The organism is Ideonella lacteola (genome assembly GCF_038066555.1).
GTDB classification, from domain to species: Bacteria; Pseudomonadota; Gammaproteobacteria; order Burkholderiales; family Burkholderiaceae_C; genus Ideonella; species Ideonella lacteola.
Window position 1 is genome coordinate 34,454 of record NZ_JBBUTG010000032.1, and the last position, 25,688, is coordinate 60,141.

Consider the following 25,688-nt stretch of genomic DNA (forward strand, 5'->3'; position numbering starts at 1 on the left):
GTGGGCGATCGGGGGTGTGGTACCCGGCCATTGTTTGGCAACCCACCTGCGCCACAAGGCGGGAGAAGGCTTCAAAACGCCCTTCAGTTTTCACCATCGCTGCCGAGGCCCCTTGCCTAGTATTCAGTCCCAGCAAGCTGCGCCTCATGGCGCTCCAACCTGGCCGCATCGGAGGCCCCACCATGGACTTGAAGCTCAAACCGTTCGACTTCTCGCAGGCGGTCGCCCGTGCCGGCCTGGCGCGCGACGGCACGCCGCTGTCCAAGGCGCGCGGCAGCGAAGGCGTGGCGCAGCCCAGCTTCACGACCGCGATGAGCGACGCGATCAAGTCGGTGAGTGCGCAGCAGCTGAAGACCGAGCGACTGCAGCAGGAGTTTCAGCTCGGCAACCCTTCCGTCAGCCTCGAAGACACGATGGTCGCGATGCAGAAGTCACAACTCGGCTTCCAAGCCGCGCTCACCATCCGCAACCGCTTTGTGCAGGCCTACACGGATGTGATGAACATGCAGGTGTGAGATGGAGCCCCCACGCCCGCTGCCGCGGGCTGCCCCCCGAGGGGGCTCGCGCGGCCGACCGGCGAAGCCGAATCCGCGCACGCCCTGGAGGGCGCACCCATGCAAAAGGCCACCGCGAGGGTGGCCTGTTGCATGGTGCGCGGTTCAGTCCAACGACAGCATTCGTCGGCGCTTCTGGGTTTGGTCGATGTAGCGCTGCAGGGCGCGGGTGGCTTCGGGTTCGAGGTGGCGCAGCTCGCAGCCCAGCCGCACGCCGCGGGCGTGCGGCTGGATGGATGTGACGTGGTGAACGATCAGGCTGCCGCGCAGCAGGGTGCCGGAATCCAGCTCGATCACGCAGTCGTTGATCTGCACACCGGGCTCGAACATCGGCATGTCCGAAGGCATCAGCAAGGCGCAGCCGCCCACGCTGACGTCCAGCACCCGCAGCTCCAGCGCCATGTCCGGGATCGATGGATGGCGAAAGCGGGCGGTGGGCGCACTGCGCTCGAGCGTTCGCACCCGGAAAGCATTGCGCCGCTGGAAGCGGAACAGTTCACGCGGCATCGCAGCCTGCAACACGCAATGCTGGCGACCATGCACCAGCATCCGATCGGCCACGTCGAACTGAACCTTGATCTGGTCCAGGTACCCCACGGCCATCGCTTCTTCGGCCTCCACCAGACGGTGCACGGCGGGCGCCATCATGTCGGCGGCGAAGGCGATCTTGCCCTGGGCCGCGTCGAGGGCCCACAGGGTGGTTGAGTATGCCGCGCCGTCAGACCCGTTCAGGTTGACGGTGACGCTGCGGTCCATCAACGACTTCAGCAGCGAGCGCACCTCGACCGGATCGCTCACGCGAAACGATTCGTGGACGCCCGCCGGAACGTCCAGCGCCGCTGATGCCGTGTCGGTAGTCATGTCGGTTACTCGCTTGGCTTCGCAGGAAACTTGTCCGACCCGGGCTCAATGAAGCGTCTTGGTCTTGCCGTGCATCATCTTGTCCAGGTCTTCCAGCCAGGGCTCGGCCAGATGACGGATCTCTGCGTCGTTCAAGAGGATGCGCTGCATGATGCGCGACTTCAACTTCGCCTCCTCGGCTTGCAGCGACTTTTCTTTCGCCGCATGCTTCAACTGTGAAATCAGCACGGCGCAAGCGCCTTCCAGCTTGACGACTTCATCCCAATTGCCGTTTCGGGCGGCTTCGAGCATGTCGGCACTGGCCCGCTCGATGGCTTCGTAATAGTTCAGAAGGGTGTGGCTCATGGTCGCAACTCTCGGCGATGACAGCAATGAAACGGATCAATTCGCCTTGGCGACCTGGCCGCCGATCTCGCGCCAGGCTTGGCGCAGAGGCTCGACCAGCGAAGCGCACTCGTCGAGCATCGCCTCGTCATTGCGAATGTTGGCCAGCGTCAGGCGGCGGGCCAGGTAGTCGTACAAGGCGTGCAGGTCACGCGCCAGTGCGCCACCTTCCGCCACGTTCAGGCTGGCCTTGAGCCCCTCTTCGACGATGCGGGCCGCCCGGCTGATCGCCTTGCCCTTCTGCTCGATCTGGCCGGCACGCATCGCGCCGCGCGCCTGGCTGATCGATTCCATGTAGCCATCGAACAGCAAGCTGATGAGTTTGTGGGGCGACGCGTCTTCGACGCTGGTCTCGACGCCGACCTGTCGATAGGCGTTGCTCATGGCGCCACCGCGGGCGAAGGGCGAAGCGAATTGCGGGCTGTACATGGTGTCGGTGGGTAAATCAGTGACCGTCCCCACAGTTATCGGTCCGCCCGGCCCTGACCTTGAGGTCGCGGCAGCCTGGGAACTGGCTGGGGTTTTCAACCAGTGAGTGCCTCAAGATTTCCGCCCATCTGCCCTTGACACGGCCAAGAAAAAGGCGCCCCGTGGGGCGCCTGAGCAGTGGGGTCGCCGAATGTCAGCCGAGCGCGGCCAACTGCTGCGACACGTAAGACGACAGAGCGTTGAGCTTGGCCATGGACGTGTCCAGCGCCTCGTACTGGGCTCGGATGCGTGCCTCGGTGCGCGTCAACCGGTCTTCCATCTGGGCCTGCCGGTCGTCATTGCGCTTGATGTGGTCTTCTAGGCTGGTCTGCAGGGTTTCCAGGCTGCCGTCTTCGCCGAGCACCGCGTTACCCAGGTCTTTGAAGCGGTCCATGAAGCCCGAGGCCCCGGTGGTGGTGCCGTCTGTGGCCAGCAGCTTGCGCAGCTCATCGGGGTTGGCGAGCGCGTCTTCCAGCTTCGATGTCGAGGTGGTCAGCGTCCCGTCTTCTTTCATCGAGATGCCGATCTCCGACAGTCGGCTCCAGGTGCTGGACGCGGTGGTGCCCTGGTTGATGACACCGCGCAGTTGCCATTGCAAGCCGATCGTGGTGCGATCCCCCTGCAACGGCCCACCGGTCTTGGTGGACGCGTTGTACTTGGTCTGGTCCTTGATGTAGGTGGCCAGTTCATTGAAGGCGGTGACGAATTCGTTGATCGCCGACTTGACGGCCTCGTTGTCGTTGGCGACCACCACCTCGACCGGGCTGGCCGTCGTCTTCGTCAAGGTCAACGTCAGGTTGTCGGCCACGCCGCTGAGCGTGTTGGTCTTCGATTCCACGGCGATGCCATTGACCGTGGCTTTCGCATTGCCGGCCGCCTGGTTCAGCGCCATCGGGGTGTCTGCCACCGCAGCGTCGTAGCCCAGCACGGACAGGCCGGTGGTGGCGTCGTTGTCGTCCACGTTCTCGGTGGCGGTGATCTTGAAGCCGTTCTCGGCACCAGTGGCATCTGATCGGATGGACAGGCGGGCGCCGTTCGCGTCATTGACGATGGTCGCGGTGACACCCGCGTCGGCATCATTGATCTTGTCGCGGATGTCGGCCAGGCTGGTGTCGTCCGAGCCGATGGTGATGCTCACCGGCGAACCCTTCCCGGTGAAGGTGGTGCCATTCCAGGTGCCCAGCTCGATCTGCAGTGTGCCGTCGCCCAACTCGCTGCTGGAACTGGCCAGGGCCGTGGCGGTGGTCACCGTCTGCGCTGACGCCAGCTGCGACACAGTGACCGAGTAGCGGCCCGGCGCCGCGCCCGACGTCGTGCTGCCGCTGACGATCGTGCCATCGCTGGAGGTGACCGATGTCTGCCCCCACAGGCTCAACGAGCCGATCGCGCCGGCTTTGTCCCGCATGGCGGACACCAGGCTCTGCAGCTTGCCCACCGAAGACAGTTGCGTCTTGATGCCAGTGGTTTCAGCCGCCAGCAAATCCACCGGCTTTCGCTCGGCGCCCATGAGGGCCGAGATGATGGCTTCCGACTGCAAGCCGCTGCCGACGCCGAGTGAGCTGATGGTGGGCATGGTGGTTCCTTGGGGTTCTGAACGGGTGATCGGCGGGTGGCGCGAAAACTTGAGCGCTCTGCGCCAGGCCAGGAATGAAAACGCGCCGCAAGAACCCGGGGCGCTATCGGTGCATCCCTCGGGCGCCGGCGGCGCGCATCAAAAACGGTTCAGGCCGGCTGTCGACCGGGCTGATTCATCAACCCTGGAGCAGGCGCAGGACCTGCTGCGGCAGCGTGTTGGCCTGGGCCACCATCGCGGTGCCGGCCTGCTGCAAGATCTGCGCTCGACTCATGGCCGCGGTTTCCGCCGCGAAATCGGCATCCATGATCCGGCTTCGGGCGGCCGCCTGGTTCTCCACCGACTGTTGCAGGTTGGAGATGATGGCGTCGAACCGGCTCTGGGTGGCACCGAAGGTGGCCCGCGTGTTGTTGACGCTGTCCATCGCCAGGTCGATGTTGTCGATCACCGTGGCAATGTCGCCGATCGTCGCTGCGGCGTCGATCGCCGCGGTCGTCGAGGTGACCGCCGTGATGTCGGTGGCGGTCGTCAGGTCGACGGTCGTGATGTTGATCACGTCATCGGCGGTGGTGTTCGCACCGATCTGGAACGTCAGCGTCGTCGCGTCAGAGCCCAGGATGTGCTTGCCGTTGAAGGTGGTTCCGCCCAGCACGCGGCCGATTTCCGACTGCAGTTCCTGGAACTCCTTGTTCAGCGAGTCCTTGTCCGAGCTGGAGTTCGTCGCGTTGCGGGCCTGGATCGCCAGTTCGCGCATGCGTTGCAGCGCATCGCCCACCTTGGAGAGGGCGCCTTCAGCGGTCTGCGCCAGCGAGATGCCGTCGTTGGCATTGCGGATGGCGACGTTCATGCCGCGCACTTGTGCGTTCATGCGCTCGGCGATGGCGAGGCCGGCGGCGTCGTCCTTGGCCGAGTTCACTCGCATACCGGACGACAGGCGCTGCATGGCGGTGGCCAGCGATGTCTGAGACGCGTTCAAGTTGCGTTGCGCGTTCAGCGACGCAAGGTTGGTGTTGATGGTCTGTGGCATGTGAGCACCTATTCAAAAGTCGACCACGCCCGGCGAACTTGCCGGCTATCCAGAAAAGGCGGCGTACAACCGCCCCCTCCACAAAGCCCGGCACGCTTCACCGTCGATCGAGGTCACTTCGAGCAACCTGGTCTCGGCAGTGTTTGTCGGACCGCGTCTTCGCTTGGCAGCTGAAGACGTTGGATCGAATTCTGAAGAGGCTTTACCCCTTGCAATACCGGGAAATGAAGCCCCTAAGCCCGCCAATTCAAGCCCCCAAATGACGATGCCCCCGTCGGCTCGGCGCCGGCGGGGGCATCTGGGAAGGGTGGGCGCAGCGGGCCGCGCCGCGCCTCTTTGAGCGGCCTCAGCGAAGCAGGCTCAGCACCTGCTGGGGCAACTGGTTGGCCTGCGCCACCATCGCACTGCCCGCCTGCTGCAGTATCTGGGATCGACTCATGTTCGCCGTCTCCGACGCGAAGTCGGCATCCATGATCCGGCTTCGGGCGGCACTCTGCGCCTCGACCGACTGCTGCAGATTCGCAATGATCGCGTCGAACCGCCCCTGCGTGGCACCGAAGGTGGCGCGCTGGTCGTTGATCGTGTCGATCGCCGTGTCGATGTTGTCGATCACCGTGGCGATGTCGCCGGTGGTGGCCGTCGAATCGATCACGGCTGCCGTGCCCGTCACCGCCGTGATGTCGGAGTTGGCGGTCATGTCCTCGGTGGTGAGGTTCACCGTGTCATCGGCCGTGGTGTTGGCGCCGATCTGGAAGGTCAGCGTGGTCGCGTCCGCACCGAGCACCTTCTTGCCGTTGAAGGTGGTGCCACCCAATACGCGGGTGATTTCAGATTGCAGCTCCGAGAACTCCTTGTTCAGAGAGTCCTTGTCCGAGCTCGAGTTCGTGGCGTTGCGGGCCTGCACCGCCAGTTCACGCATGCGTTGCAGCGCGTCGCCCACCTTCGAGAGGGCGCCTTCAGCGGTCTGCGCCAGCGAGATGCCGTCGTTGGCATTGCGGATGGCGACGTTCATGCCACGCACTTGCGCGTTCATGCGCTCGGCGATGGCCAGGCCGGCGGCGTCGTCCTTGGCCGAATTGATGCGCAGGCCCGAAGACAGGCGCTGCATCGACGTGGCGAGAGACGACTGCGACATCGACAGATTGCGCTGGGCATTCAGCGATGCGACGTTGGTGTTGATGGTCTGAGGCATGTTGATAACTCCACTAAGGTTCCGAAAGTCTTCCGGTAAAGCACCGGCGTCCGATACACGCTAATGCCGGGGCCCCACCAGTCGGTCGGCATCCTGTATGCCGCCAGATCCGTGGTCATCTCACCGGACCGCAGGGTTTGCGTGATTGCTTGCCCTGTTGGTTTGGGTATCGGAATGGACTCGGGAAACCTTGAGAGTTTTTTTGCCTCGGTGGGCCAGCACCCGGGGGTTCCGGGGGCTGTCTCACTCGAGCGGGGGAAGAATCTTTGGAACTGCGGTGTGTTTCACCGCCAATTCTTCCCCCGCTGTCGCGCCTCGCTCACTCGTTATTCACTCGGCGCGGGCCGCTGGGTCATCGAAGCAAGGACAGCACGCTCTGCGGTTGCGAGTTGGCCTGCGCCACCATCGCTGTGCCGGCCTGCTGCAATATCTGCGCTCGACTCAGGTTTGCTGTTTCTGCCGCGAAGTCCGCATCCATGATCCGGCTTCGTGCCGCACTCTGCGCCTCCACCGACTGTTGCAGGTTCGAGATGATCGCGTCGAAGCGGCCCTGGCTGGCACCGAAGGTGGCGCGCTGGTCGTTGATCGTGTCGATCGCCGTGTCGATGTTGTCGATCACCGTGGCAATGTCGCCCGAAGTCGCCGTGGCATCGATCACCGCGGTCGTTCCGGTCACCGCCGTGATGTCGGAGTTGGCCGTCATGTCTTCGGTGGTGATCGAGACGGTGTCGTCGGCCGTCGTGTTGGCGCCGATCTGGAAGGTCAGCGTCGTGGCGTCCGCGCCGAGCACCTTCTTGCCGTTGAAGCTCGTGCCGCCCAGCACGCGGGTGATTTCAGACTGAAGCTCCGAGAACTCCTTGTTCAGCGAGTCCTTGTCCGAGCTGGAGTTCGTGGCGTTGCGGGCCTGCACCGCCAGTTCACGCATGCGTTGCAGCGCGTCGCCCACCTTCGAGAGGGCGCCTTCCGCGGTTTGCGCCAGCGAGATGCCGTCGTTGGCGTTGCGGATCGCCACATTCATGCCGCGCACTTGCGCGTTCATGCGTTCGGCGATGGCGAGGCCGGCGGCGTCGTCCTTGGCAGAGTTGATGCGCAGGCCCGAAGACAGACGTTGCATCGTCTGAGCCAGCGAGGCTTGCGAAGCCGACAGGTTGCGCTGAGCGGTCAACGAGCCGACGTTGGTATTGATGACGGATGACATGTGAGTTACTCCTTCACGGGGGTTCCGAAAGCTGACCCTTACCGGGTCTTGGTTGCGCCCCCGTTAGAAAGTGGTTGGGGCCGTGATTTGCTTTTCGGAGCCTTGATCGAAAGACTTGAGCCTTTTTTTGCCCGCTTATCGATCGATTGACTTGCCGGGGGTGGGTCAAGCCAGGCCGGCGAGCGCCGGCGGCAGCGAAAGACACGCCGCCAAGTTCTGTCTTATCGGCCGATGCCGCCGCCGCCATATATCTAAAGTGCGCGCATGAGCCACGCACCCGTGCCGCCTGTGCAGAGCTGCGCACCGCGCCGCTTCCGCGTGGCCGCGGTGATGATCGTGCGCAACGAAGCCGAACGAATCGGCCGAGCGCTGGCCAGCGTGCTGCCTTATGTCGACGAGGTGCTCGTGTTGGACACCGGATCGACCGACGACACCGTTCGGCTGGCCCAAGCGGCAGGCGCCCGTGTCGAACACTTTGAATGGGTCGACGACTTCTCGGCCGCGCGCAACGCGGCGCTCGATGCCGCTGGCGCCGACTGGCATGTGGTGATCGACGCCGACGAATGGCTGGTCGAAGGCGCCGACGCATTGGATGGCCTGCGACAGCTCGCGCCAGATGTCGTCGGGGCCGTCCGCATCGACAGCGTGGACGACCATGGTGCCGCAGAACAGCAGGTCACCAGCTGGATCAGCCGGGTGCTGCCCGGGCCGGTGCGCTATGCCGGCCGGGTGCATGAGCAACCGCAACACCAGCACCCTGTTCGCCGGATGCCAATCAGCTTCGGCCACGACGGCTATCGCCACGAGGCCTTGAAGACCAAGGCCGGGCGCAACCGGCGGCTGCTCGAACGCGACGTGGCCAATCGGCCGGGGGATGCCTACGCCTGGTATCAGCTCGGCAAGGATCACGATGTTTACCAGCGCTACGAGGAGGCCCTGGGTTGCTTCGATCGCGCAGAGGCCTTGCTGGCCGCGGCCACGTCCGAAGCCGACGCGCCCGCGCCTGCCTGGATGCACGACCTGACGGTGCGCAGCCTGCACGCCCTGAAGTGCACGCGTCGCCACCCCGAGGCCTTGATGCGCGCCGAGGCCGGGCTGGCCCGATGGAGCGACTCGCCCGACTTCTTCTTCGCCTTGGGCGATCTGCTGCTGGACTGGGCCGCCGACGCGCCCGATCGCGCGAGCGAACTGGTGCCGATGATCGAAACCGCCTGGCAACGCTGCCTGGCGATCGGCGAGCGGCCCGAGCTGGAAGGTGCCGTCGCCGGCCGGGGCAGCCACCTGGCCGCCAGCAACCTGGCGCTGCTGTACGACACCCTGGGCCAGCCCGACACGGCCGCCGAGTACCGGCGCCTCACGAAGGCCTGATCTGCAAGTGCGAATTGCGCGGCCCTGGCCCGCTTTTTCGCAGCCTGGCCCGAAACCGGCGCCGCCTACATTGGCGTGATGAAGAATTCCCGCCAGCGCGCCGAAGCGCATCGCCAGGCCGGCCTCAAGGCGATGCAGGCCAAGCGCTGGCCCGCCGCCATCGCCGAGTTCGAACGCGGCGCCGCCCTGTCGCCCCGCGATGCCCTGTTGAAGCTGAACCTGGCGCGGGCCCACATGCAGGCAGGCGACCTGGACCGCGCCATCGGCGCCGGCCGCGAAAGCCAGCAGCTCGACCCCACCAGCCCGGTCACCTGCCGCCTGTTGGGCGAATGCCTGCTGCAGCAGAACCGGGTGCAAGAGGCGGCCGCCGTGTTCGACCACTTCCCCGCCCAGGCGCCCCGCGACCACGACTGGTTCAACGCCTACGGCAATGCCTTGTTCCAAGCCCAGCGGCTGCAAGACGCCGTGGGCATCTTCTTCCAGGCCCTGTCGATCAAGATCGACGCGCCGCTGGTTCACTACCGGCTTGGCCTGTGCTTCAAAGACCTGGGCATGACGCGCGAATCGACCGAGTGCTTCCGCACCGCGATCTCGCTCGATTCGGGCTCGGTGCGCGCGCTGGCACTGTCGCTGCTGGTGCACGAAAGCCGCCAGACCTGCGATTGGAGCCTGCTGGAGCAGGACACGGCCCAACTGCTCGCGGCGCTGGAAGGCAGCGACGACCAGACCGGCCAGAAGCTCTCGCCTTTCGCCCTGCTGGCGGTAGACGCCACGCCCGAGCAGCAACGCCGCATCGGTGCCCTGCGGGTGCGCGGCCTCACGCCGGGGCTGAAGCCCCTGCCCCCGGCCGGGCCGCGCCGGCCCGGGCGCATCCGCGTGGGCTACCTCTCGTGCGACTTTCATCAGCACGCCACCTCGGTGCTGATGGCCGAACTGCTGGAGCGCCGAGACACCGAACGCTTCGAGGTCACCCTCTATTCACACAGCCCCGACGATGGCAGCGAGATCGGCCGGCGTGTGCGCGCCGCCTGCGATCACTTCGTCGACGTGACGCACCAATCGAACGCCGAGGTCGCCCGCCGCATGCGCGAAGACGACATCGACATCGCCATCGATCTGAAGGGCCACACCCGCGGCAGCCGCTTCGAACTGCTGGCCTACAAGCCGGCGCGCGTCTCGGCCGCCTTCCTGGGCTACCCGGCCACCACGGGTGCGGACTTCATCGACTACATGATCGGCGACCCGGTCGTCACGCCACTGGCCCATGCCGCACAGTACAGCGAGCATTTGGCGCAGATGCCGCACAGCTACCAGCCGAACGACCGCCGTCGCGCCTTGCCGCCCGCGCCGACGCGCTCGCAAGCCGGCCTGCCGGACGACGCCGTGGTGTTCTGCTGCTTCAACCAGACCTACAAGATGTCGCCGCGCATGCTGGACCTGTGGGCCCGCATCCTTGCCGGCGCCCCGAACGCCGTGTTGTGGATGCTGGCGTGGAACCCGCACGCCCAGGCCAACCTGGAGCGCGAACTGGGCCAGCGCGGCGTGAGCGCCGACCGCGTCTTCTGGGCGCCGAAACTGCCGCTGGCCAAGCACATCGCCCGGCTCCGCACAGCCGACATGTTCCTCGACACCTGGCCCTGCAACGCCCACACGACCGCCAGCGAGGCGCTCTGGGCCGGCGTGCCGGTGCTGACGGTGCCGGGGCGCACCTTCGCCTCGCGCGTGGCCGCCAGTCTCGTCAGCGCCTGCGGCCTGCCCGACCTGGCCGCGGCCGACGAAGACGCCTATGTGGATCTGGCCATCGGCCTGGCGAGCGAACGCGAGACGCTGCAAGGCCTGAAGCTGCACCTGGAACAGCAGCGCATGGCCTTGCCCCTGTTTGACACCGACCGCTACGCGCGCGACTATGAAGCGTTGCTGCAGCGGATGTTCGACCGGCACCAGGCCGGGCTGCCCCCAGATCACCTGCTCGCGCTCGCCTGACCCGGCGGCTTGACACTCTCCCACGGAGGAACGGCTCTTGACTGCCCAGAACCCAGAGCAGGATGGCCTGCGCAAGCTGGTTGCTCGACACGATGATCAGCAACTCGGCCGTGAATTTGCAGAGCTGTCGCACAAGGTGAAGAAGCGCCCCATGGTGCTGTTCTTCGGGCGCACCAGCTTCGCTGACAACAGCAAGTACCTTTTTCTTCGCGCCTTGTCGGCGCAGCGCGGCTATGACGTGATGTGGTGCACCCACAGCACCGATCTGGCCGTGCAACTCACCGAACGGGGCCTGCCTTGCCTGCTGCTGGGTCTGGACGCTGACCAGACCATCGACACCCTGTTGCACGCCGCTGTCGCGGTGTTCACCCTGAACCCTTGGGAAAGCGTGGGCATGTCGCAGCCACTGCTGGGATGCCTTGCCGGCGCGAAGCAGGTGCAGTTGTGGCACGGCGTCTCGGTGAAGCGACTGACGTTGCAACTGTTGCCGCACTTCGGCGCACGCTCCAGCGACATCCGTCCCTATTGGCTCTCCAGCATCGCCGCCGACCACGTGTTGTCGACCGCCTCACATTTCGACGCTTACTGGCGCGAGGTGTTCGGTTGCAGGTCGCTGGTGAGGGCGGGCCTGCCGAGAAATGAAGTGCTGCTGAGATCGGCCACCGAGATGGAACACTGGGGCGCCGAGCTCTCGCCACGCGCGCGAGAGGCGCTCGAATCGGGCCGCCCCTCGGTGCTGGTGGTGCCCACGTGGCAACGCAACAAATGGACGGAACTGACGGGTTCGACCTTTCTGGCCCACGCGGTGAAATTCGCCCGCGACCACAAGGCCAACATCTTCTTCAAGGCGCACCCCACCTACTTCGGCCACTGGAACCAGCAAGATCAGGAGGTGGATGGCCTGCACCTGATCGACCCGGGCCTGGACATCTACCCTTGGATGTCGCGCTTCTCCGCGCTCGTCACCGACTATTCGTCGATCATGTTCGACTACCTGCTGACCGGCAAGCCGGTGCTGACGTTGGACCTGAAACCCGGCGACCACCAGAAATACGAACCCGACTACAGCCTGGTGCCCGAGGGCGACTTCCGCACCACCTACACCACCGAGACGCTGGCCGCGAAGCTGAAGAAGGCGGTGTTCGACGACAAGCGCCAGGACTCGCGCCAGGCCTATGCGCGCCAGATCTTCGAATCCGACCCCTTGAGCGCCAGCGAAGATCTGCTGCAACTGATCGACACCTTGGTCGATCGTTCGCAGCAGCCCGATTTCAAGGTGTGGCAGCCCGGCTCGGCACTTTGAGGGTCACCCCACAGCGACAGGCTGCGCGCAGCTGGGCCGCGCGTGGCATGTGAGACATGCTCGCCACGCCGGTTTCGCCGATGAGGCGAGAGAATCACGGGTTTGGCGACAAGCCCAATTCGGGCTGGAGGGAGACACGCATGAAGATCCTGCTGTTCGGCAAGGACGGCCAGGTCGGCTGGGAGTTGCAACGCGCACTCGCCCCGCTGGGCGAGGTGGTGGCCGTCGATCACGACAGCGCCGAACTGCATGGCGACTTCAGTCGGCCGGAGGCACTGGCAGCCACCGTGCGTGCCGTCCAGCCCGAGGTCATCGTCAATGCCGCGGCCCACACCGCGGTGGACAAAGCCGAAAGCGAACCGGACTTCGCGCGCGCGCTGAACGCCACGGCACCCGGCGTCATCGCGCGTGAAGCCGCCGCGCTGGGAGCCACCCTGGTTCACTACAGCACCGACTATGTCTTCGATGGCTCGGGCCACGCGGCACGCGACGAAGGCGCCGCCACGGCCCCTCTGTCGGTCTACGGCCGCACCAAGCTCGAAGGCGAGCAGCAGGTGCAGGCCAGCGGCTGCCGCCACCTCATCTTGCGCACCAGTTGGGTCTATGCCGCGCGTGGCGGCAATTTCGCCAAGACCATGCTGCGGCTGGCCGGCGAGCGCGATCAACTCAAGGTGATCGACGACCAGATCGGCGCGCCCACCGGGGCCGACCTGCTGGCCGACTGCACCGCCCATGCCCTGCGCACGATGGCAGCAGCGCCGGCGCTCGGCGGCCTCTACCACCTGGTGGCTGGCGGTGAGACCAGTTGGCACGGCTATGCCCGCTTCGTGATCGAGTGGGCCCGGGCACACGGCCAGGCCATTCAGGTGCCGGCCGACCAGATCCTGCCGATACCGACCAGCGCGTACCCCACCCCGGCCACCCGCCCCCTCAACTCGCGCCTGGCCACCGGCCGTTTCCAGCACGATTTCGGGCTGCAACTGCCCGATTGGCAGCAAGGCGTGCAGCGCATGCTGCGGGAAGTGCTCGCGCGCTGAGCGAGCTCACGCCGTGGGCAAGGGGCCCGAAGCCGGGTGCTGGTAGAAGCGTTTTTTCGCCTCCACATTCGCACGCACGCTGCCCGGCGGCTCGTGCCGCTTGGCCTGGTTGTCGGCCTGCTCGAAGGCCGACAAAGCCTCGGCCGCGAAATGGTCCAGCACCTCGGGCGCAAAGTCGCAGGCATAGCCCAGCGATCGCATCTCATGGCGGCAGATGCACTCGACCGCGCGGATCTCGTCGGCCGTCAGGGCCTCTCGGTATTTGTGGCGGTTGTCGGCCATCAAGGCCTTGTCCAGGTTCGCCCAGGCGTGCTGCTGACCCGCGTTGGCCCGCGTCAGCTCTGACTCATGGAAGGCCAGCATCCGCGGCTCCCAGGCCAGCCCCATCATCGCCAGCACGGGGCGCAGCGCTTCTTCAGGCGCCGAGATCAAGGCTTCGTAGTGCAGCAGGCGCGCCCGCCCGAGGCGCCGAAGGTCGTTGTAGAGCTTAAGGCTGTGCTGCTGGTCCGCCTGCCATTGGCGCGCGGCCCGGCACACCCCGCCGGGATGGCCAGGGTTGTTCTTCCACGACAGCGCCATGTCGCGCGGGTCGCGCACCTGGTAGACATAGTGAGCCCGTGGAAAGTGGATCAGCAAGAAGGCCACGAACTCGTAGACCTGGTTTTCCTTCACGAACACCTGCTGCTTGCCATGGGCCTGCGCCTCGGCCTCGAACACCCGCCGGATCAGGCCTGGCAGATCGCCAGGCTCGGCCAGGCCAGCCAGCGATTCACGGCTGAAGGCGTGGCGCCAATGCGAGAAATCGGCATTCAGCAGCGCGTGGATGTCATCGAGCATCGCGCGCCAGCCCTCGGGCTGCTCCAGCGGCTCGTAGCGAAACGCGTTGCGCGCCACCGGGTTGATCAGGTGCTTGGTGGCGGGCCCGCACACCTGCGAATGCGCGTCCAGCATCCGGGTGATCAGGTTGCTGCCGCTGCGCTCGGAGCACATCAGGAAACTGAATTGCACGGGCACCTCCCGGGACCTCCCGGCACCGTCCGGGATCTGTGGGCCGCAGGCCACCGCCAGCCGCATCCGGAACGATAAGCCACCGGGCCCCGGGTGGGGGTGAGATCTGGCAGGCAAGCGCCCCTCTTATCAACCCAACGGCCGGCATGGGCATCCCTACAGTGCCTCCATGCACGCTCACCCGTTCCCCGCCGTCGACGGCGACCTGCCCGGTCTGCTGCGCCGGCTGCATGGACAGGCGGGCGATGGCGGCGATGCGTCCGACACGCTGCGCGCCATCGGCCCGAGAGCGAAAGCCATGCCCACGCTCGTCGGCGCGATGTGCATCGGGGGCGCCGGCCTGGCCCGGCGGCTGTTGAGCCACGCCTACCCCGGCTCGATCGCCGACGAACAGACCGGTGCCCTGCTGGAAGCCTTCAATCAAGTGCTGATGCCGGCCGCCGATACGACGGATCCCGCCGAGCATGAGCAACGTGCGGCGCAATGGTTGATCGACAGCTTCGGGCTGGACGCCCCCACCGCAGCGGTGTTCGACATCGTGCGCGCCGGGCTGTTGATCGATCTGGGCCCCTCATCGGAACTGCCGGTGGCGATCAAGGGCGCCATGGACCTGGAGCAATGGGCGCTCGCACTGCGCGGCCTTGAGCGGCAACGATCGGAAATGAAGGAGCGCACGCCGCGCGGCTGTTTCGGCCGGGCAGCGATGTGCCTGCACCGGCTGGGCCGCTTCGAAGAGGCGGACCGGTGGGTGCGCACCGGGCTGGGGGAAAAGCAGGCGGCGTTGATCACGATTCCCCCGCTGCAGACGGAAGCCGAATTGCTGGCCCGCTGGGGTCACGTCGATCGGCCGGTGATCAGCATCATCTGCACCACCTACAACCACGAGCGCTACATCGACAGCGCCATCCGCGGATTTCTCAGCCAGGTCTGCGAGTACCCCTTTGAGATCCTGATCCACGACGACGCGTCGACCGATCGGACACAAGAGGTGGTTCGCGGCTGGCAGCAGCGCTACCCGAACATCATCAAGCCACTGCTGCAGACGGTGAACCAGAAGTCTCAAGGCGTGCGGCCCTTCGAGACGATGCTGGCGCGGGCGCAAGGTGACTTCGTGGCCACCTGCGAGGGCGACGATTTCTGGATCGATGCCGGCAAGCTGCAGCGCCAGGTCGGGTTCCTCATCGCGAATCCCGACTTCTCCTGCACGACCCACAACTACCACCACTTCGTCGAATCCTCTCTGACGGTGAAGCCGTGGCGGCGCGCGGCTCAAGACTTCGTCATGACTCGGCGTCAACTGATGGGAGTTCGCTGGCTGCTGTGGCTGCCCACCCTGGTGTTTCGCAAGACCTTCTCGGTGTTGCCCCCCGAGCGTTCGCTGGCCGCCTTCGGTGACCAGTTCCTGACTTCGTACCTGGGCACCTGGGGCCGAGGCATGTACTTCGAAACCTTGTTCGCGGCCGTGCGACGCGAGAACGAGTTCAGCACCTGGAGCCCACTGCCCGAGGCCGAGAAGGAACGCCGCCGCGTCAAGACCTGGCTGGCGATGGTGCGGTTGCACCAACGACTGGGCCACGCCCATGCAGTGGACGAAATGATGGCCAAGGTCATCGCCTCACCGCTGGACTCGATGGTGAAGGCAGCCTTGATTCACGACACCGCTTCCCACGATCCGGCCGCGACCTCCGCTGCCGCGCCTGTCTCCACGTCTCCCACCCACTTCGCGGCGGCCTAACGATGAAACCGATCTTCGTCACCCAACCCTACCTGCCTCCGCTGGAGGAGTTCGTGCCCTACCTGGAGCAGATCTGGCAGAGCAAGACGCTGACCAACCGCGGCCCGATGCACCAGCGGCTCGAGACCCAGCTGTGCGAGCACCTGGGGGTCGAGCACATCTCGCTGTTCGCCAACGGCACACTCGCCCTGGTGACTGCGCTGCAAGCACTGCGCATCACCGGCGAGGTGATCACCACGCCCTACTCGTTCGTGGCCACCGCGCACTCGCTGCTGTGGAACGGCATCACCCCGGTATTTGCCGACATCGACCCGCTGACGCTGAACCTGGACCCGCGCAATATCGAAGACGCCATCACCCCGCAGACCACCGCCATCGTGCCGGTGCACTGCTACGGCACGCCTTGCGACATCGACGGCATCCAGCGCATTGCCGACAACTACAACCTGAAGGTGATCTACGACGCCGCGCACGCGTTCGGCGTGAAGCGCGACGGCCAGAGCATCCTGAAGGCCGGCGACCTGTCGATCCTCAGCTTCCACGCCACGAAGGTGTTCAACACCTTCGAAGGCGGCGCCATCATCTCGCCCGACGCCAAGACGAAGCAACGCATCGATCACCTGAAGAACTTCGGCTTCGTCGATGAAGTGACGGTGGTGGCCCCCGGCATCAACGGCAAGATGAGCGAGGTCAATGCGGCCTTCGGCCTGCTGCAGTTGCAGCACATCGACCGGGCCCTGGCGCGCCGCGCCGAGATCGATGCGATGTACCGCGCCCGGCTCGACGGCGTGGCAGGCATCCGCCTGCTGCAGCAGCCGCTGCCCGGCAACACGAGCAACCACTCGTATTTCCCCATCCTCGTGGGCCCGAACTTCTCGATGACCCGCGATGAGCTCTATCACCTCATGAAAGAGCAAGGCGTCCACGGCCGCCGCTACTTCTACCCGCTGATCAGCGAATTCCCGATGTACCGGCACCTGCCTTCAGCCCAGCCGGGGTTGATGCCGGTGGCGCACGAGGTGTCGCGCCAGGTGCTATGCCTGCCGATGTACCCGGCGCTCACCGACGAAGAGGTGAACCGCATCGCCGACACCGTCCGCTACGCCGCCACGGTGCAGCGCCAGGCCGCGGCGTAAGCTGCGCGCCATGGCACCCCGGCAGGTTGCGATCTTCGGCTGTCCCCGCAGCGGCACCAGTTGGCTGGGCCAGCTGTTCAACGCCAGCGAGGCGGTGGCCTACCGCTACCAGCCCCTCTTCTCCTACGAGTTCAAGGACTGGTTCGGGCGCCACGGCGTGAGCGACGCCTCGCTCGCGGCCTTCGGCGAAGCACTGCTCGCCGCGCAATCCGACTTCGTGCTACAAGACCTGCGGCCACCCAAACGAGGCCGCCCCAGCCACCTGGTGTGGAAAGAGGTGCGCTACCACGACCTGATGCCGGCGCTGGCCGCGCTGCCGGGACTGCAGCAACTGATCTACATCCACCGGCCCGCGGTGGATGTGCTCAACAGTTGGTACCAGGCCCCCAAAGAATTCCGCGCCGGGCAGGACATCCACGCCGAATACCTCGACGCGCCGTCCAAGAACACAGACCCTTGCGAGTACAACGGCTTCAACCGTTGGAAGGCATCACTCGCGCTCGCGCTGCAGGTGCAGGCGGCCCACCCGGACAAGCTGTGCTTCGTGGCCTACGATCGCCTGCGCGCCGAGCCCGAGGCACAACTCGGCGCCCTGTTCAAGCGCGTCGGCCTCACGATGACCGAACAGGTGCAACGCTTCATCGCCGCCAGCACCAGCCGCCACGACACCGACGCCTACAGCGTGTTCCGCAGCCACGAGACCGAGATCACCCTGCCGGCCGACATCGTGCGGCACCTGCGCGACGACGCCTCGGGCCGAGATCTCGCAGAACAGGCCTTGCAGCGATCGTTGTAGCGCACTTGACGGCGCTAAAAGAGTAAAAACGCGCCCACGGCCACCGCAGTGGGAACCGCAGCACCGGCCAGGAGGCCGAGCGCACTGATCGCTCCGTCGGCAAAGCCGGTTCGAAGCAAGGCCACGCCTGCGGGATTGGGGGCATTCGCGATCACCGTCAACCCGCCGCCGGCCACGGCACCGGCCACCAGCATGTACTTGGCTTCGTCGGTGATGTGGGGCAGTTGCGAGCCCAGGTAGGTCAGCGCGGCGTTGTCGGTGATGGCCGTCAGGCTAACCGCACCGAAGAACAGGGCCTGCGGCGACAGGCTGGAAACGATGGGCTCGAGCCACCAGCGCTGCATGCCGCCCAGGATGACCAGGCCGGCCAGGAAGAAGCCGACGAGCAGCGCCTCTTTGAGGATCAAGGGGCTTTGGTAGCGCTCGTAGGCCTGGGCAAAGCCGAGAAACATCAGGAAGATGCCCAGAAAAGCGACCGGGTGGTGCGCCAGGGCGATGACACCGGCCAGCAGAACGATGTGCACCCCGACCACCGTCCAAGACATCGAGTCGGCCGCGCCCGGCGCCGCGCCTTCCTGGGCAGGCGAGGCGATGCTCAGGCGGGCACGCAGTGCCACCGTGGCCAGCGTCGCATTCACGACCACCGCCAGCGCCGCCTTCCAGCCGAACTCGTTCAGCATGAACGCTGAATCCCAGTTCCAGGTCGAGGCCACCATCAGCACCGGCGGCGCGGCATAGGAGGTCAAGGTGCCGCCGATCGAGACATTGACGAACAAGGTGCCCAGCAGCAGGTACTTGCCCGATTCGGGCACATCACGGCGGAACGCCACCGGCGCAAGCATCAACGCGGCGATGGTCATGGCGGCGGGCTCGGTGATCAGCGATCCGAGCAGCGGCACCGCCCCCAGGCCCAGCCAGGTCTTGGCCAATGCCGCGTGCACCGGCACGACCCGCGCGATGGCATCGATCAGGCGCGAGACGGTGGCCAGAATGGGGCGGGACGCCGCCATCACCATGACCACGACCACGAACAAGGGTTCGGTGTAGTCGCGCGACTCGGCGTAGTCCAGAGCCTGCGCGCCCCCCTGGGCGACCGCCATGACCAACACCAACACGATGGCCCAGAAGCCGAAGACCACCTCCACTTCGCCGAGGAGGTGGAACAGGCCCGCGTGGCGGGGGAATCGGTGTGACAGGCGTTCGAAGAAGCGCGCCGCGAAGGTATGAACCAGGGCGACGGCGAACAGCATGGCGGCGACGTGCCGGATATCGATTTCGGGCATGGGACGACAGTTGCAGCTGATCCGCGTGGCGGCCCGACCAGCGCTGAAACCTGCCGCGTCGTCAGCCGTGGCACCCAGCGGGCAGTCTACCCTGGTCCGCGGGGCGCCACGCCCGCCGTGGTCTATCGCCGCTGCGCGTCAACCGCCGGCCAGGCCCATCTCGTAGGCGGTGTTGGTGCCCCAATCGGCAACGATGGCGCGTCGCTTGTCCGCCGTGAGCACCAGGCCCACGGGGCTGCTGAAGCCTTCGGCCACGACGCGCGTTCGGCCCTCGCGGTCGACTTGCAGCACCGCCGTGCCGCCGTAGTCGACCACGTAGACCGAGCGTTCATCGGCCAGCGCCAGGCCGGGCCCGGGCCGGCTCAGCTCGCGAGAGACGGTGCGTGCGCGGCCATCGGCGCCGGCGAAGGCGATGCCGCCATCGATGTTCGATACCGCGTAGCTGCCGTCCGCGAACTGCACCGCACCGACCGGCGTCTGCAGCCCCCCTTCGACCGCCACCTTGACGCGCCCGCCCGCATCGGCCACCAGCACCTGGTTGGTGGCGCGGTTGGCGATGAGCAGTTGGCCCTGCTGATCGAACGACAGGCCCGCCGGCGTGGCCAGGCCCCGCACGAACTCCTCCTTGGTGCCCCCTTCAAGGATGCGCCACACCACGCTCTGGCTGTAAGAGGCGACGAACAGCTCGCCTGCGGGCGATAAGGCCAGGCCCGAGGGCCCGGGCAACCCCGATGCCAGCACCATGGGCGCGGCACCCGCACGGTGGGCCGTGACGGTGCCTGCGCTCCAGTTCGCCACCAGCAGGCGACCGTGGCGATCGATGGCCATGCCCACCGGCGAGGACAAGCCGGTGGCTGCAATGCCCAGGCGCCGCCAGGGGGCCGCGCTCGCAGACGAGGCCGCACTGGCCCCCCACTCGGGTGCCAAGGCGCCTGCCGCGGCCAGCACGTGTCGCCGCCCGATCACATCGTGGCTCCGACCAGCGCCGTGAGGCTGGAACGGATGAGCGAGTGGTCATCCGCGGCATTCAGGTGCATGCAGCGCCAGCCTCGGTCGCGCGCCAGCTCATGCAGCGCCGGATCCCCGATCACCGCCACCGGGTGGCCCACTGCCGCCAACATCGGCAGATCGGAGCCGTCGTCGCCAAAAGCCCAGCAGTCGGCGGGCTTGACCTGGCGCTCGGCGAGGAACTGGTGAATCGCCAACGCCTTGCCCTGCCCGATGGTCTGCGGCGCATCGAAGCGGCCGGTGTAGCGACCACCCGACTGCACCAGGCGAATGGCCAGCATCTGTTCGACACCCAGCCGCTCGGCCACCGGTTCGAGGATCTCGCGGAAAGACCCCGACACGAACACCGGCTCGACGCCGCGGCTGCGCAGCGCGTTCAGCTCATCGACCACTTCGCTGATGAACAAGTTGGGGTCGGACAACGCGCAGCGGCCCCAGGCCTGCGCACAGCGCGTCACCTCGTCGACCTGACGGCCGGCGAAGAATTCGTAGTAGCGGCGGTTGATCAACTCACGCGGCGCGTCGCTCTCGGCCAGCGCGCGCAAGATGGCCGTGACATCGCGGTACTCCTCGATGGTGGTCTCGTCGTACAGGCCCTTCCAGCGGCGATACCAGAAGTCGTGAAAACTGAACATGCTCTTGATGCGCAGCAGCGTGCCGTCGACATCGAAAAAGGCATAGGCGGTGGTCATGTGTTTCCCCTCTGAAGTTTTGGGTGTGTGTCGGTGGTGCGTCAGGTCGGCGGTGGGGCTCAGGCCGGGTCGCGCCGGCGGCTCAGCTCCGGGAAGCCGGGGTTCGAGCCGAGCACACCGCCCTCTCCCCAGCGGTTGCGCGGGATCTCGTTGATGACGACGATGATCTTGTCCATCGGCGCGCCGGTGACCTCGCGCACAGTGTGTGTCAGGGCCTCGATCAGGGCCTGGCTCTTCTCATCGCCCAGCGTGGGCCAGGTGGTGACGGAAATGAATGGCATGGGGTGGGTCCTCGTGGGTCGACGGATCAGGGGTGGGTGGTGAACTCGGCAAACGACGGTGCCTTCAGCTTGAGTTGGGCGTGGATGTCACCGCCCAGTCCAAACCAGCCGATCGCGCCACCGCGGTTCATCTGGTAGCTCATCCACAGCACCACCACGTTCACCACACGGTTGGCCCCTGGGCTGCCGGCCTCGGGGAACGGATTCGGCAGCCGCGCGTGGTAGCTCGCCTGTCCGCGCCCATCGGCGACGAACACGTTCGGCACCCCCAACGGGCCCGGCCGCGTCGGCCCCGTCGGGTCGAGGTCGCGCTGGCGCAGTGACATCACCGTGTAGACGCTGTCGGGAATCAGCCCCGTGAACTCGAAGCGGAAATCGGCACTTCGCCGATCCGCCGTCAAGCTCACCGCCAACTGGCCGCGCGCCTTGCACCATTGGCCCAGCGTGATCGGCTGGGTGACCTTCGGGCCGTCTTCGGGCCGAAGATCGGGGATGGGCACCTGGTGGAAGGGGTAGCTGGGCCGGCTCAGCGTGTGGGCTTCGGGGCACTGCTGCGGCGCGAACAACATGGGGTAGTTGTTGCAGGGCAGCGGCAGCGGCAAGGTGTGCAACACCAGCGCCTCGTCCTCCGGCGTCAGGTGCTCGGGCAGCTCGCGAACGATGCGGTAAGGCAGGTTCTGGCCGAAGCGTGGCAGTGGGCTGTCGGCCGCCACGATCGCGCGCGACCATTCAGACCGCGTGATCCCATCCGGGCTCTCGCGGTTGACACGGCCGATGACGACGAAGTGGCCCTGCTCGTCCATCACTTCGCTGGGCGGGTAAGTGGGGCCCTGCGTGGTGAGGCTCAGGTCGTAGGTGGCGTGAAGGGTCATGCGGACTCCCGGTGTTGGCGAGCGCGGCCCATCAGGCCGGGGCCAGCGCGGCGCCGGCGGGGTGGCTGGCGATCACGGGCGCCGGCAGAGGCACCGCTTCCGGGTTCGGCTGGCGCTGGCGCATCAACAACGCCTGGGCCTGCTGCTGTTCCTTCGCCTCGATCTTGCTCGCGTGAAAGGCGGTGAAGCTGAAGGCGATCTGGGTCGCGCAGGTGCCCCCTTGCATCACCGAGATCAATGTGTCAAAGCGCAGGCGCGCCGGATTGGCGATGTCTTGCGAGACGATCTCGTAGCGCAGCGTGGCCTCGATCGGAAAGACGAAACCGGTGAACTTCACATCGACGCTGTTGATGACGAAGTAGTAGCGGTCATGCACCGTCTGGCCGATGAAGTACTCCTCGGTGACCGCCAGGAAGAGCTGGCGCGCCGCTTCGATCAGGATCATTCCCTGGATGTGCTGGCCCGTCTGGTGATCGGCCATCAGTTCGGAGCGCTCGTCCAGCAGCAGGGCCGCTTCGAAGCAGCGATCGTCAATGCGCACCGGGTGCGAAATGATGGCGTTCTGGATGCGGTGTTTGTGGGTCTGCAGCCGGCTGGCGCGCACGCTGCGGCGCAGTGCAGGCCCCATGTCGATGCCGCGCTCGGCCAGCGCGTGCTGGGCTTGGTCGCAGATCGCCTGGATCTCAGCCTCGCGCACCCCCTGGCCTGCGGCCAGCCGCGTGCCATCCGGCAGCCGATCGAAGGTGCCGGTGCGCGCCATGTCGCTGAACTCGCCGATGGTGATCACGCCGTCGTGGCGGCTGAAATCCTTGAACTTGTTACCTACGATGAAGACGGTTTTCATTCGAACATCTCGATTCGGGTGGTGGTGATGGCCGGCACGCTGTGGGCGTCCGGTGTGGCTGTCTCCTGGTGGCGCGCCGTCGTGGGCCGACGGTCTGATGGTTGGTTTCACGGTGCCTCCTCCCCGGGCACCACTCGAGGGGGTGCTTCAGGCGCCTTGGGCCGCCCGTGGTGACCGCACCGTGGCGTCGGAGATCAGCACGACCAGGCTGGTCAGCACCGCCGCGACACACACCGTGGTGACGCCCGTCCAACCGGCGCGGGCCCAGACGGGGCCCAGCACCGCGCTGGCCAGGCTGCCGGCACCGAGGCAGGTGAGCAGGTACAGCGACGAGGCCGAGCCGCGCCGCTGTGGCGCCACGCGCTCGGCAATCCGCACGAACACCGCGGGCTGGCACACAAAAACGCCGAGAAAGATCAGGAACAGACCCAGGCCCACGGCCGGCAGCGAGGTCGCCCACACCAGCACGCCGATCGCGGTGAGCACGATGGCGAGGCCGCTGACCGCCACCGCCAGAGAACCGTACCGGCCCACCAGCCGACCCGACACCGGCGCCCCCAGCACCGAGCCCAAGCCCAGCAGGCTGATCGAGCCGATGGTGGCGCTGTCGAACTGGAATGGCGGCTCGTGCAGCCGCAGCGTCAGGAAGGTGACCGTGCCCAGATAGCCGAAGAACAGCAGGAACCCGGTGGCAAACGGCCGCAGCAGATCAGGCGAGACGATCATCCTCAGCGAGTCGGCATAGACGCTCCAGCCGATCTGGCGGCGGACGCCGACGCTGTCGTCGCGAAGGGCCAGGGCGAGAACGCCCATCGCCAACAACGCCACCGCCAGCGTGCCCCACGCACCGGCCAGGCCCAACGAGGCCGACAACAGGCCCATGCCGGCTCGCCCGAGCGTGATGCCCACCACCGACGACGCGATGATCAGCCCGAAGTAGGTGCCGATCTGGTTCTTCGGGGCGATGCGCGGCATCAACGCGAACATGGCCACCGGCACCGCTGCTGCCGCTGCGCCCTGCACGCCAATGGCCACCAGGAAGACGGCGTACGACCCGGTGATGGCCCCCGCCACGGTGGCCGCAGCCGCCACGCACAGGCCGCAGATGGCCAGGCGGCGGGCGCTGAACAGATCGGACAACGGCCCGAGCACGAAGAAGGCCAGCGCATACGCGATGCTGCCGATGCTGAACGACAGGCGGGCGTCGGTGATTGAGACGCCAAAGCGTGCGGCGATGTCGCCGAACACCGCCTGGGTGGCGTAAACCGACGCCACCGCGATGCAGGTGGTGAGGCAGGCGATCGCCGCCGCGCCAAGGGCGCCCGTCGACCGGGTCGGGAGTGAAACCTGGGCATTCATGGTCAGCTCCTAGACCGCGGCGGTGGCGCCGCCATCGACATCGAGCGCAGCACCGTTGATGTGCTCGGCCCGCGCCGAGAGCAGGAACGACACCGCTTCGGCCACGTCTGCCGGGCTGGCCAGACGGCCCGAAGGGATCTTCTCCTGCACCTGCCGATCGATGTCTTCAGGCTGCACGCCAAAGCGCTGCGCCAGCGATCGGCAGATGTCGTTCCACAGGGGTGTGGCGGTCGCCCCCGGGTTGACCACGTTAACGCGAATGCCCTGGCGGCCGAGATCGCGCGAGATCGCCTTGGCAAAGCCCGCCAAGGCGCAGTTCACCGTGCTGTTGATCGGGAACAGCGGATCGGGTTCCAGGCTGAACACCCCGTTGACGACCACGATGCGGCCGGAGCGCCGGCAGGCCATTTCCGCAGCCACGGCCCGCGTGAGCCGCACCGTGCCCATCAGCTTGCCGTTCACCGTGTGGTGCCACATCGCCTCGGTGGTTTCGAGCAACGGCGCCACCGGCCCGTCGCCCGCGGCATGCACCAGGTCGGTCACCGCGCCGAAGCGCGCGATCACCTGCGCCACCGCGGCCTGCACCGAAGCGGCATCACCGATGTCCACCACCTGGGTGAACAGACGGTCACGGTGCTCGGGTGTGGTGAGCGCCTGCCGCGCGCGGCCCAGCTTGGCTTCGTCGCGCCCGAGCATCACCACGCGCATGCCATCGAGCAGCAGGCGCAAGCAGATGGCGTTGCCCATGCCGCCGGTGGCGCCGCTGACGAGTGCGACGCGGTCTTCCGGGTCGATCGGCCGGGCGGAGGTCTTGGTCTTCATCGCCGTTCCTCTCAGCGGGCCGCCACGTGGCGGTAGATCTTGGTGTAGAGGCCGCGGTCGCCGCCGGTGATGAACTGGTTGCCGGCCTCGCGCACGATCTGCTGGTAGCGAGGCGAATGGAAGACGGCCGTGTATTCCTCGACGGGTGCCGAGAAGCCTGAGACGAACATCACCCCCGGTTCGGTGCTGATGACCGAGTGGTAGGCCAGGAAAACCTCGACCTGCGGCGCGGTGCGAACCACATCGAAGATCGTCCGCTCGCGCCAGGCGCGGTAGTCGCCGTAATTCGCTGGCGGTACTTCGACATGACGCAACTGCACATAGGGTGTCTCAGGCAACGCCGACGAGGTGTCCTTCGGCGCTTCGATGAAGGTGACGACCTGGCGCCGGAAGTCGCTGTCCATCTGCTCGCCCAGGGCACTCCACTGCGAGCCCCACCAGTCGATCAAGGTGGCCACGTCAGCCAGCGAGTTCAACGCGCTGAGCTCCAGCACGCTGCTGCCATCGACAGCCTCATAAACGCGGCGCTGCGCGACACGCTCTGGTGCACTCATCGCGGCCCATGCCCCCGCGACGCGTTGGATGGCACCAACCTTGGGCGTTAGTTCGGTGATCAGCAGGACTTGGCTCGACATGGTGAAGCTCCGTTGAAGAAAATTGGCGTGAGGAAGGGCAACCTCCCACCGCGATCGGCAGGAAGCACAGGGGATGAATGTCTTGGGCTTGGCTCTTGCTTAGGGCGTGTTCACACTACGCAGCCCCGTGCGAACGGGTTGTCCAGGGATGCAGGGCAAGGCGCCCGCCGCCGCCCAGGCTGGTGCCTGGGCAAGGTGGGCAACGCCGCCATGCGCCCTGGACGGCCCGTTCCCGAAGGGTTGCCACCAGAACCAGCCGCCCGCGGCGT

At 66.4% G+C, this 25,688-nt stretch carries 25 protein-coding genes; 8 read left to right on the top strand and 17 right to left on the bottom strand.

All coding sequences use genetic code 11. From position 1 onward, the window contains the following. The first annotated feature begins 182 nt into the window (after positions 1-182). Positions 183-515 (top strand): flagellar hook-basal body complex protein FliE, encoded by a 333-nt coding sequence (gene fliE / locus AACH06_RS27875; RefSeq protein ID WP_341429080.1) that lies wholly within the window; start codon positions 183-185, stop codon positions 513-515. Between the two features lie 144 nt (positions 516-659). On the opposite strand, the gene AACH06_RS27880 is transcribed toward fliE, so the two are convergent. The 7 genes from AACH06_RS27880 to AACH06_RS27910 form a co-directional block, all read right to left on the bottom strand. Continuing rightward, a complete protein-coding gene (locus tag AACH06_RS27880; RefSeq protein WP_341429081.1) occupies positions 660-1,415 on the bottom strand; it encodes a flagellar brake protein in 756 nt (251 codons plus the stop codon). A gap of 45 nt (positions 1,416-1,460) precedes the next feature. After that, complete coding sequence (locus AACH06_RS27885) at positions 1,461-1,760, bottom strand: flagellar protein FliT (protein WP_341429082.1); 300 nt, start codon at positions 1,758-1,760, stop codon at positions 1,461-1,463. A gap of 36 nt (positions 1,761-1,796) precedes the next feature. Continuing rightward, positions 1,797-2,228: a flagellar export chaperone FliS gene (gene fliS, locus AACH06_RS27890; RefSeq protein WP_341429083.1), complete on the bottom strand. Its 432-nt coding sequence runs from the start codon at positions 2,226-2,228 to the stop codon at positions 1,797-1,799. Between the two features lie 193 nt (positions 2,229-2,421). Then, entirely contained in the window at positions 2,422-3,840 is a 1,419-nt protein-coding gene (gene fliD / locus AACH06_RS27895; RefSeq protein WP_341429084.1) for a flagellar filament capping protein FliD, read from the bottom strand. Between the two features lie 178 nt (positions 3,841-4,018). Further along, on the bottom strand, positions 4,019-4,867 hold the full coding sequence (locus AACH06_RS27900) for a flagellin N-terminal helical domain-containing protein (protein ID WP_341429085.1): 849 nt from the start codon (positions 4,865-4,867) through the stop codon (positions 4,019-4,021). 346 nt (positions 4,868-5,213) lie between these two features. Next, positions 5,214-6,059 carry a flagellin domain-containing protein gene (locus AACH06_RS27905; RefSeq protein WP_341429086.1) on the bottom strand — a complete coding sequence of 282 codons (846 nt, stop codon included), beginning with the start codon at positions 6,057-6,059 and terminating at the stop codon, positions 5,214-5,216. A 352-nt stretch (positions 6,060-6,411) separates the two neighbouring features. Further along, complete coding sequence (locus AACH06_RS27910; RefSeq protein ID WP_341429087.1) at positions 6,412-7,257, bottom strand: flagellin N-terminal helical domain-containing protein; 846 nt, start codon at positions 7,255-7,257, stop codon at positions 6,412-6,414. 264 nt (positions 7,258-7,521) lie between these two features. Here AACH06_RS27910 and AACH06_RS27915 point away from each other — a divergent pair, with 264 nt between their 5' ends. From AACH06_RS27915 to rfbD, 4 genes are all read left to right on the top strand, one after another. Then, on the top strand, positions 7,522-8,625 hold the full coding sequence (locus AACH06_RS27915) for a glycosyltransferase (RefSeq protein WP_341429088.1): 1,104 nt from the start codon (positions 7,522-7,524) through the stop codon (positions 8,623-8,625). Positions 8,626-8,703: 78 nt separating this feature from the next. Beyond that, positions 8,704-10,608, top strand: a complete 1,905-nt coding sequence (locus AACH06_RS27920) for an O-linked N-acetylglucosamine transferase, SPINDLY family protein (protein WP_341429089.1) — start codon at positions 8,704-8,706, stop codon at positions 10,606-10,608. Positions 10,609-10,645: 37 nt separating this feature from the next. After that, positions 10,646-11,911: a CDP-glycerol glycerophosphotransferase family protein gene (locus tag AACH06_RS27925; RefSeq protein ID WP_341429090.1), complete on the top strand. Its 1,266-nt coding sequence runs from the start codon at positions 10,646-10,648 to the stop codon at positions 11,909-11,911. Positions 11,912-12,051: 140 nt separating this feature from the next. Next, on the top strand, positions 12,052-12,948 hold the full coding sequence (rfbD, locus tag AACH06_RS27930) for a dTDP-4-dehydrorhamnose reductase (RefSeq protein WP_341429091.1): 897 nt from the start codon (positions 12,052-12,054) through the stop codon (positions 12,946-12,948). Positions 12,949-12,954: 6 nt separating this feature from the next. Here the strand turns inward: rfbD and AACH06_RS27935 are convergent, their stop codons facing one another. Continuing rightward, on the bottom strand, positions 12,955-13,956 hold the full coding sequence (locus AACH06_RS27935; protein WP_341429092.1) for a sulfotransferase: 1,002 nt from the start codon (positions 13,954-13,956) through the stop codon (positions 12,955-12,957). A gap of 169 nt (positions 13,957-14,125) precedes the next feature. On the opposite strand from AACH06_RS27935, the gene AACH06_RS27940 reads away from it, so the two are divergent. Genes AACH06_RS27940 through AACH06_RS27950 form a run of 3 tightly spaced genes read left to right on the top strand, consistent with a single transcriptional unit; the run spans position 14,126 to position 17,623 of the window. After that, positions 14,126-15,691 (top strand): glycosyltransferase, encoded by a 1,566-nt coding sequence (locus tag AACH06_RS27940; RefSeq protein WP_341429093.1) that lies wholly within the window; start codon positions 14,126-14,128, stop codon positions 15,689-15,691. A gap of 2 nt (positions 15,692-15,693) precedes the next feature. Further along, the gene (locus AACH06_RS27945) at positions 15,694-16,827 is read left to right on the top strand and encodes a DegT/DnrJ/EryC1/StrS family aminotransferase (protein ID WP_341429094.1); all 1,134 of its coding nucleotides are present in this window, start codon (positions 15,694-15,696) and stop codon (positions 16,825-16,827) included. Between the two features lie 10 nt (positions 16,828-16,837). Further along, positions 16,838-17,623: a sulfotransferase gene (locus AACH06_RS27950; protein WP_341429095.1), complete on the top strand. Its 786-nt coding sequence runs from the start codon at positions 16,838-16,840 to the stop codon at positions 17,621-17,623. A gap of 14 nt (positions 17,624-17,637) precedes the next feature. Here AACH06_RS27950 and AACH06_RS27955 read toward each other — a convergent pair whose 3' ends face one another. From AACH06_RS27955 to AACH06_RS27995, 9 genes are all read right to left on the bottom strand, one after another. Beyond that, the gene (locus AACH06_RS27955; RefSeq protein WP_341429096.1) at positions 17,638-18,906 is read right to left on the bottom strand and encodes a putative Na+/H+ antiporter; all 1,269 of its coding nucleotides are present in this window, start codon (positions 18,904-18,906) and stop codon (positions 17,638-17,640) included. Positions 18,907-19,044: 138 nt separating this feature from the next. Beyond that, positions 19,045-19,872: an NHL repeat-containing protein gene (locus AACH06_RS27960; protein WP_341429097.1), complete on the bottom strand. Its 828-nt coding sequence runs from the start codon at positions 19,870-19,872 to the stop codon at positions 19,045-19,047. Continuing rightward, complete coding sequence (locus AACH06_RS27965) at positions 19,869-20,606, bottom strand: HAD family hydrolase (RefSeq protein ID WP_341429098.1); 738 nt, start codon at positions 20,604-20,606, stop codon at positions 19,869-19,871. The genes AACH06_RS27960 and AACH06_RS27965 overlap by 4 nt, the downstream gene beginning before the upstream one ends. Positions 20,607-20,665: 59 nt before the next feature. Then, entirely contained in the window at positions 20,666-20,887 is a 222-nt protein-coding gene (locus AACH06_RS27970; protein WP_341429099.1) for a tautomerase family protein, read from the bottom strand. Between the two features lie 26 nt (positions 20,888-20,913). Further along, positions 20,914-21,759 (bottom strand): hypothetical protein, encoded by an 846-nt coding sequence (locus AACH06_RS27975; protein ID WP_341429100.1) that lies wholly within the window; start codon positions 21,757-21,759, stop codon positions 20,914-20,916. 31 nt (positions 21,760-21,790) lie between these two features. Further along, positions 21,791-22,603: an AfsA-related hotdog domain-containing protein gene (locus AACH06_RS27980; protein WP_341429101.1), complete on the bottom strand. Its 813-nt coding sequence runs from the start codon at positions 22,601-22,603 to the stop codon at positions 21,791-21,793. Positions 22,604-22,750: 147 nt separating this feature from the next. Then, positions 22,751-23,962 (bottom strand): MFS transporter, encoded by a 1,212-nt coding sequence (locus tag AACH06_RS27985; RefSeq protein WP_341429102.1) that lies wholly within the window; start codon positions 23,960-23,962, stop codon positions 22,751-22,753. Between the two features lie 9 nt (positions 23,963-23,971). Next, positions 23,972-24,784, bottom strand: a complete 813-nt coding sequence (locus tag AACH06_RS27990) for an SDR family oxidoreductase (protein WP_341429103.1) — start codon at positions 24,782-24,784, stop codon at positions 23,972-23,974. An 11-nt stretch (positions 24,785-24,795) separates the two neighbouring features. Beyond that, on the bottom strand, positions 24,796-25,419 hold the full coding sequence (locus AACH06_RS27995) for a hypothetical protein (RefSeq protein ID WP_341429104.1): 624 nt from the start codon (positions 25,417-25,419) through the stop codon (positions 24,796-24,798). Positions 25,420-25,688 lie beyond the last annotated feature (269 nt).

Excerpts from the sequence above, each read along its gene's own strand:
- fliE (WP_341429080.1), top strand. The coding sequence starts at position 183 with ATGGACTTGAAGCTCAAACCGTTCGACTTCTCGCAGGCGGTCGCCCGT.
- AACH06_RS27880 (WP_341429081.1), bottom strand. The coding sequence starts at position 1,415 with ATGACTACCGACACGGCATCAGCGGCGCTGGACGTTCCGGCGGGCGTC.
- AACH06_RS27885 (WP_341429082.1), bottom strand. The coding sequence starts at position 1,760 with ATGAGCCACACCCTTCTGAACTATTACGAAGCCATCGAGCGGGCCAGT.
- fliS (WP_341429083.1), bottom strand. The coding sequence starts at position 2,228 with ATGTACAGCCCGCAATTCGCTTCGCCCTTCGCCCGCGGTGGCGCCATG.
- fliD (WP_341429084.1), bottom strand. The coding sequence starts at position 3,840 with ATGCCCACCATCAGCTCACTCGGCGTCGGCAGCGGCTTGCAGTCGGAA.
- AACH06_RS27900 (WP_341429085.1), bottom strand. The coding sequence starts at position 4,867 with ATGCCACAGACCATCAACACCAACCTTGCGTCGCTGAACGCGCAACGC.
- AACH06_RS27905 (WP_341429086.1), bottom strand. The coding sequence starts at position 6,059 with ATGCCTCAGACCATCAACACCAACGTCGCATCGCTGAATGCCCAGCGC.
- AACH06_RS27910 (WP_341429087.1), bottom strand. The coding sequence starts at position 7,257 with ATGTCATCCGTCATCAATACCAACGTCGGCTCGTTGACCGCTCAGCGC.
- AACH06_RS27915 (WP_341429088.1), top strand. The coding sequence starts at position 7,522 with ATGAGCCACGCACCCGTGCCGCCTGTGCAGAGCTGCGCACCGCGCCGC.
- AACH06_RS27920 (WP_341429089.1), top strand. The coding sequence starts at position 8,704 with ATGAAGAATTCCCGCCAGCGCGCCGAAGCGCATCGCCAGGCCGGCCTC.
- rfbD (WP_341429091.1), top strand. The coding sequence starts at position 12,052 with ATGAAGATCCTGCTGTTCGGCAAGGACGGCCAGGTCGGCTGGGAGTTG.
- AACH06_RS27940 (WP_341429093.1), top strand. The coding sequence starts at position 14,126 with ATGCACGCTCACCCGTTCCCCGCCGTCGACGGCGACCTGCCCGGTCTG.
- AACH06_RS27945 (WP_341429094.1), top strand. The coding sequence starts at position 15,694 with ATGAAACCGATCTTCGTCACCCAACCCTACCTGCCTCCGCTGGAGGAG.
- AACH06_RS27950 (WP_341429095.1), top strand. The coding sequence starts at position 16,838 with ATGGCACCCCGGCAGGTTGCGATCTTCGGCTGTCCCCGCAGCGGCACC.
- AACH06_RS27955 (WP_341429096.1), bottom strand. The coding sequence starts at position 18,906 with ATGCCCGAAATCGATATCCGGCACGTCGCCGCCATGCTGTTCGCCGTC.
- AACH06_RS27965 (WP_341429098.1), bottom strand. The coding sequence starts at position 20,606 with ATGACCACCGCCTATGCCTTTTTCGATGTCGACGGCACGCTGCTGCGC.
- AACH06_RS27970 (WP_341429099.1), bottom strand. The coding sequence starts at position 20,887 with ATGCCATTCATTTCCGTCACCACCTGGCCCACGCTGGGCGATGAGAAG.
- AACH06_RS27975 (WP_341429100.1), bottom strand. The coding sequence starts at position 21,759 with ATGACCCTTCACGCCACCTACGACCTGAGCCTCACCACGCAGGGCCCC.
- AACH06_RS27980 (WP_341429101.1), bottom strand. The coding sequence starts at position 22,603 with ATGAAAACCGTCTTCATCGTAGGTAACAAGTTCAAGGATTTCAGCCGC.
- AACH06_RS27985 (WP_341429102.1), bottom strand. The coding sequence starts at position 23,962 with ATGAATGCCCAGGTTTCACTCCCGACCCGGTCGACGGGCGCCCTTGGC.
- AACH06_RS27990 (WP_341429103.1), bottom strand. The coding sequence starts at position 24,784 with ATGAAGACCAAGACCTCCGCCCGGCCGATCGACCCGGAAGACCGCGTC.
- AACH06_RS27995 (WP_341429104.1), bottom strand. The coding sequence starts at position 25,419 with ATGTCGAGCCAAGTCCTGCTGATCACCGAACTAACGCCCAAGGTTGGT.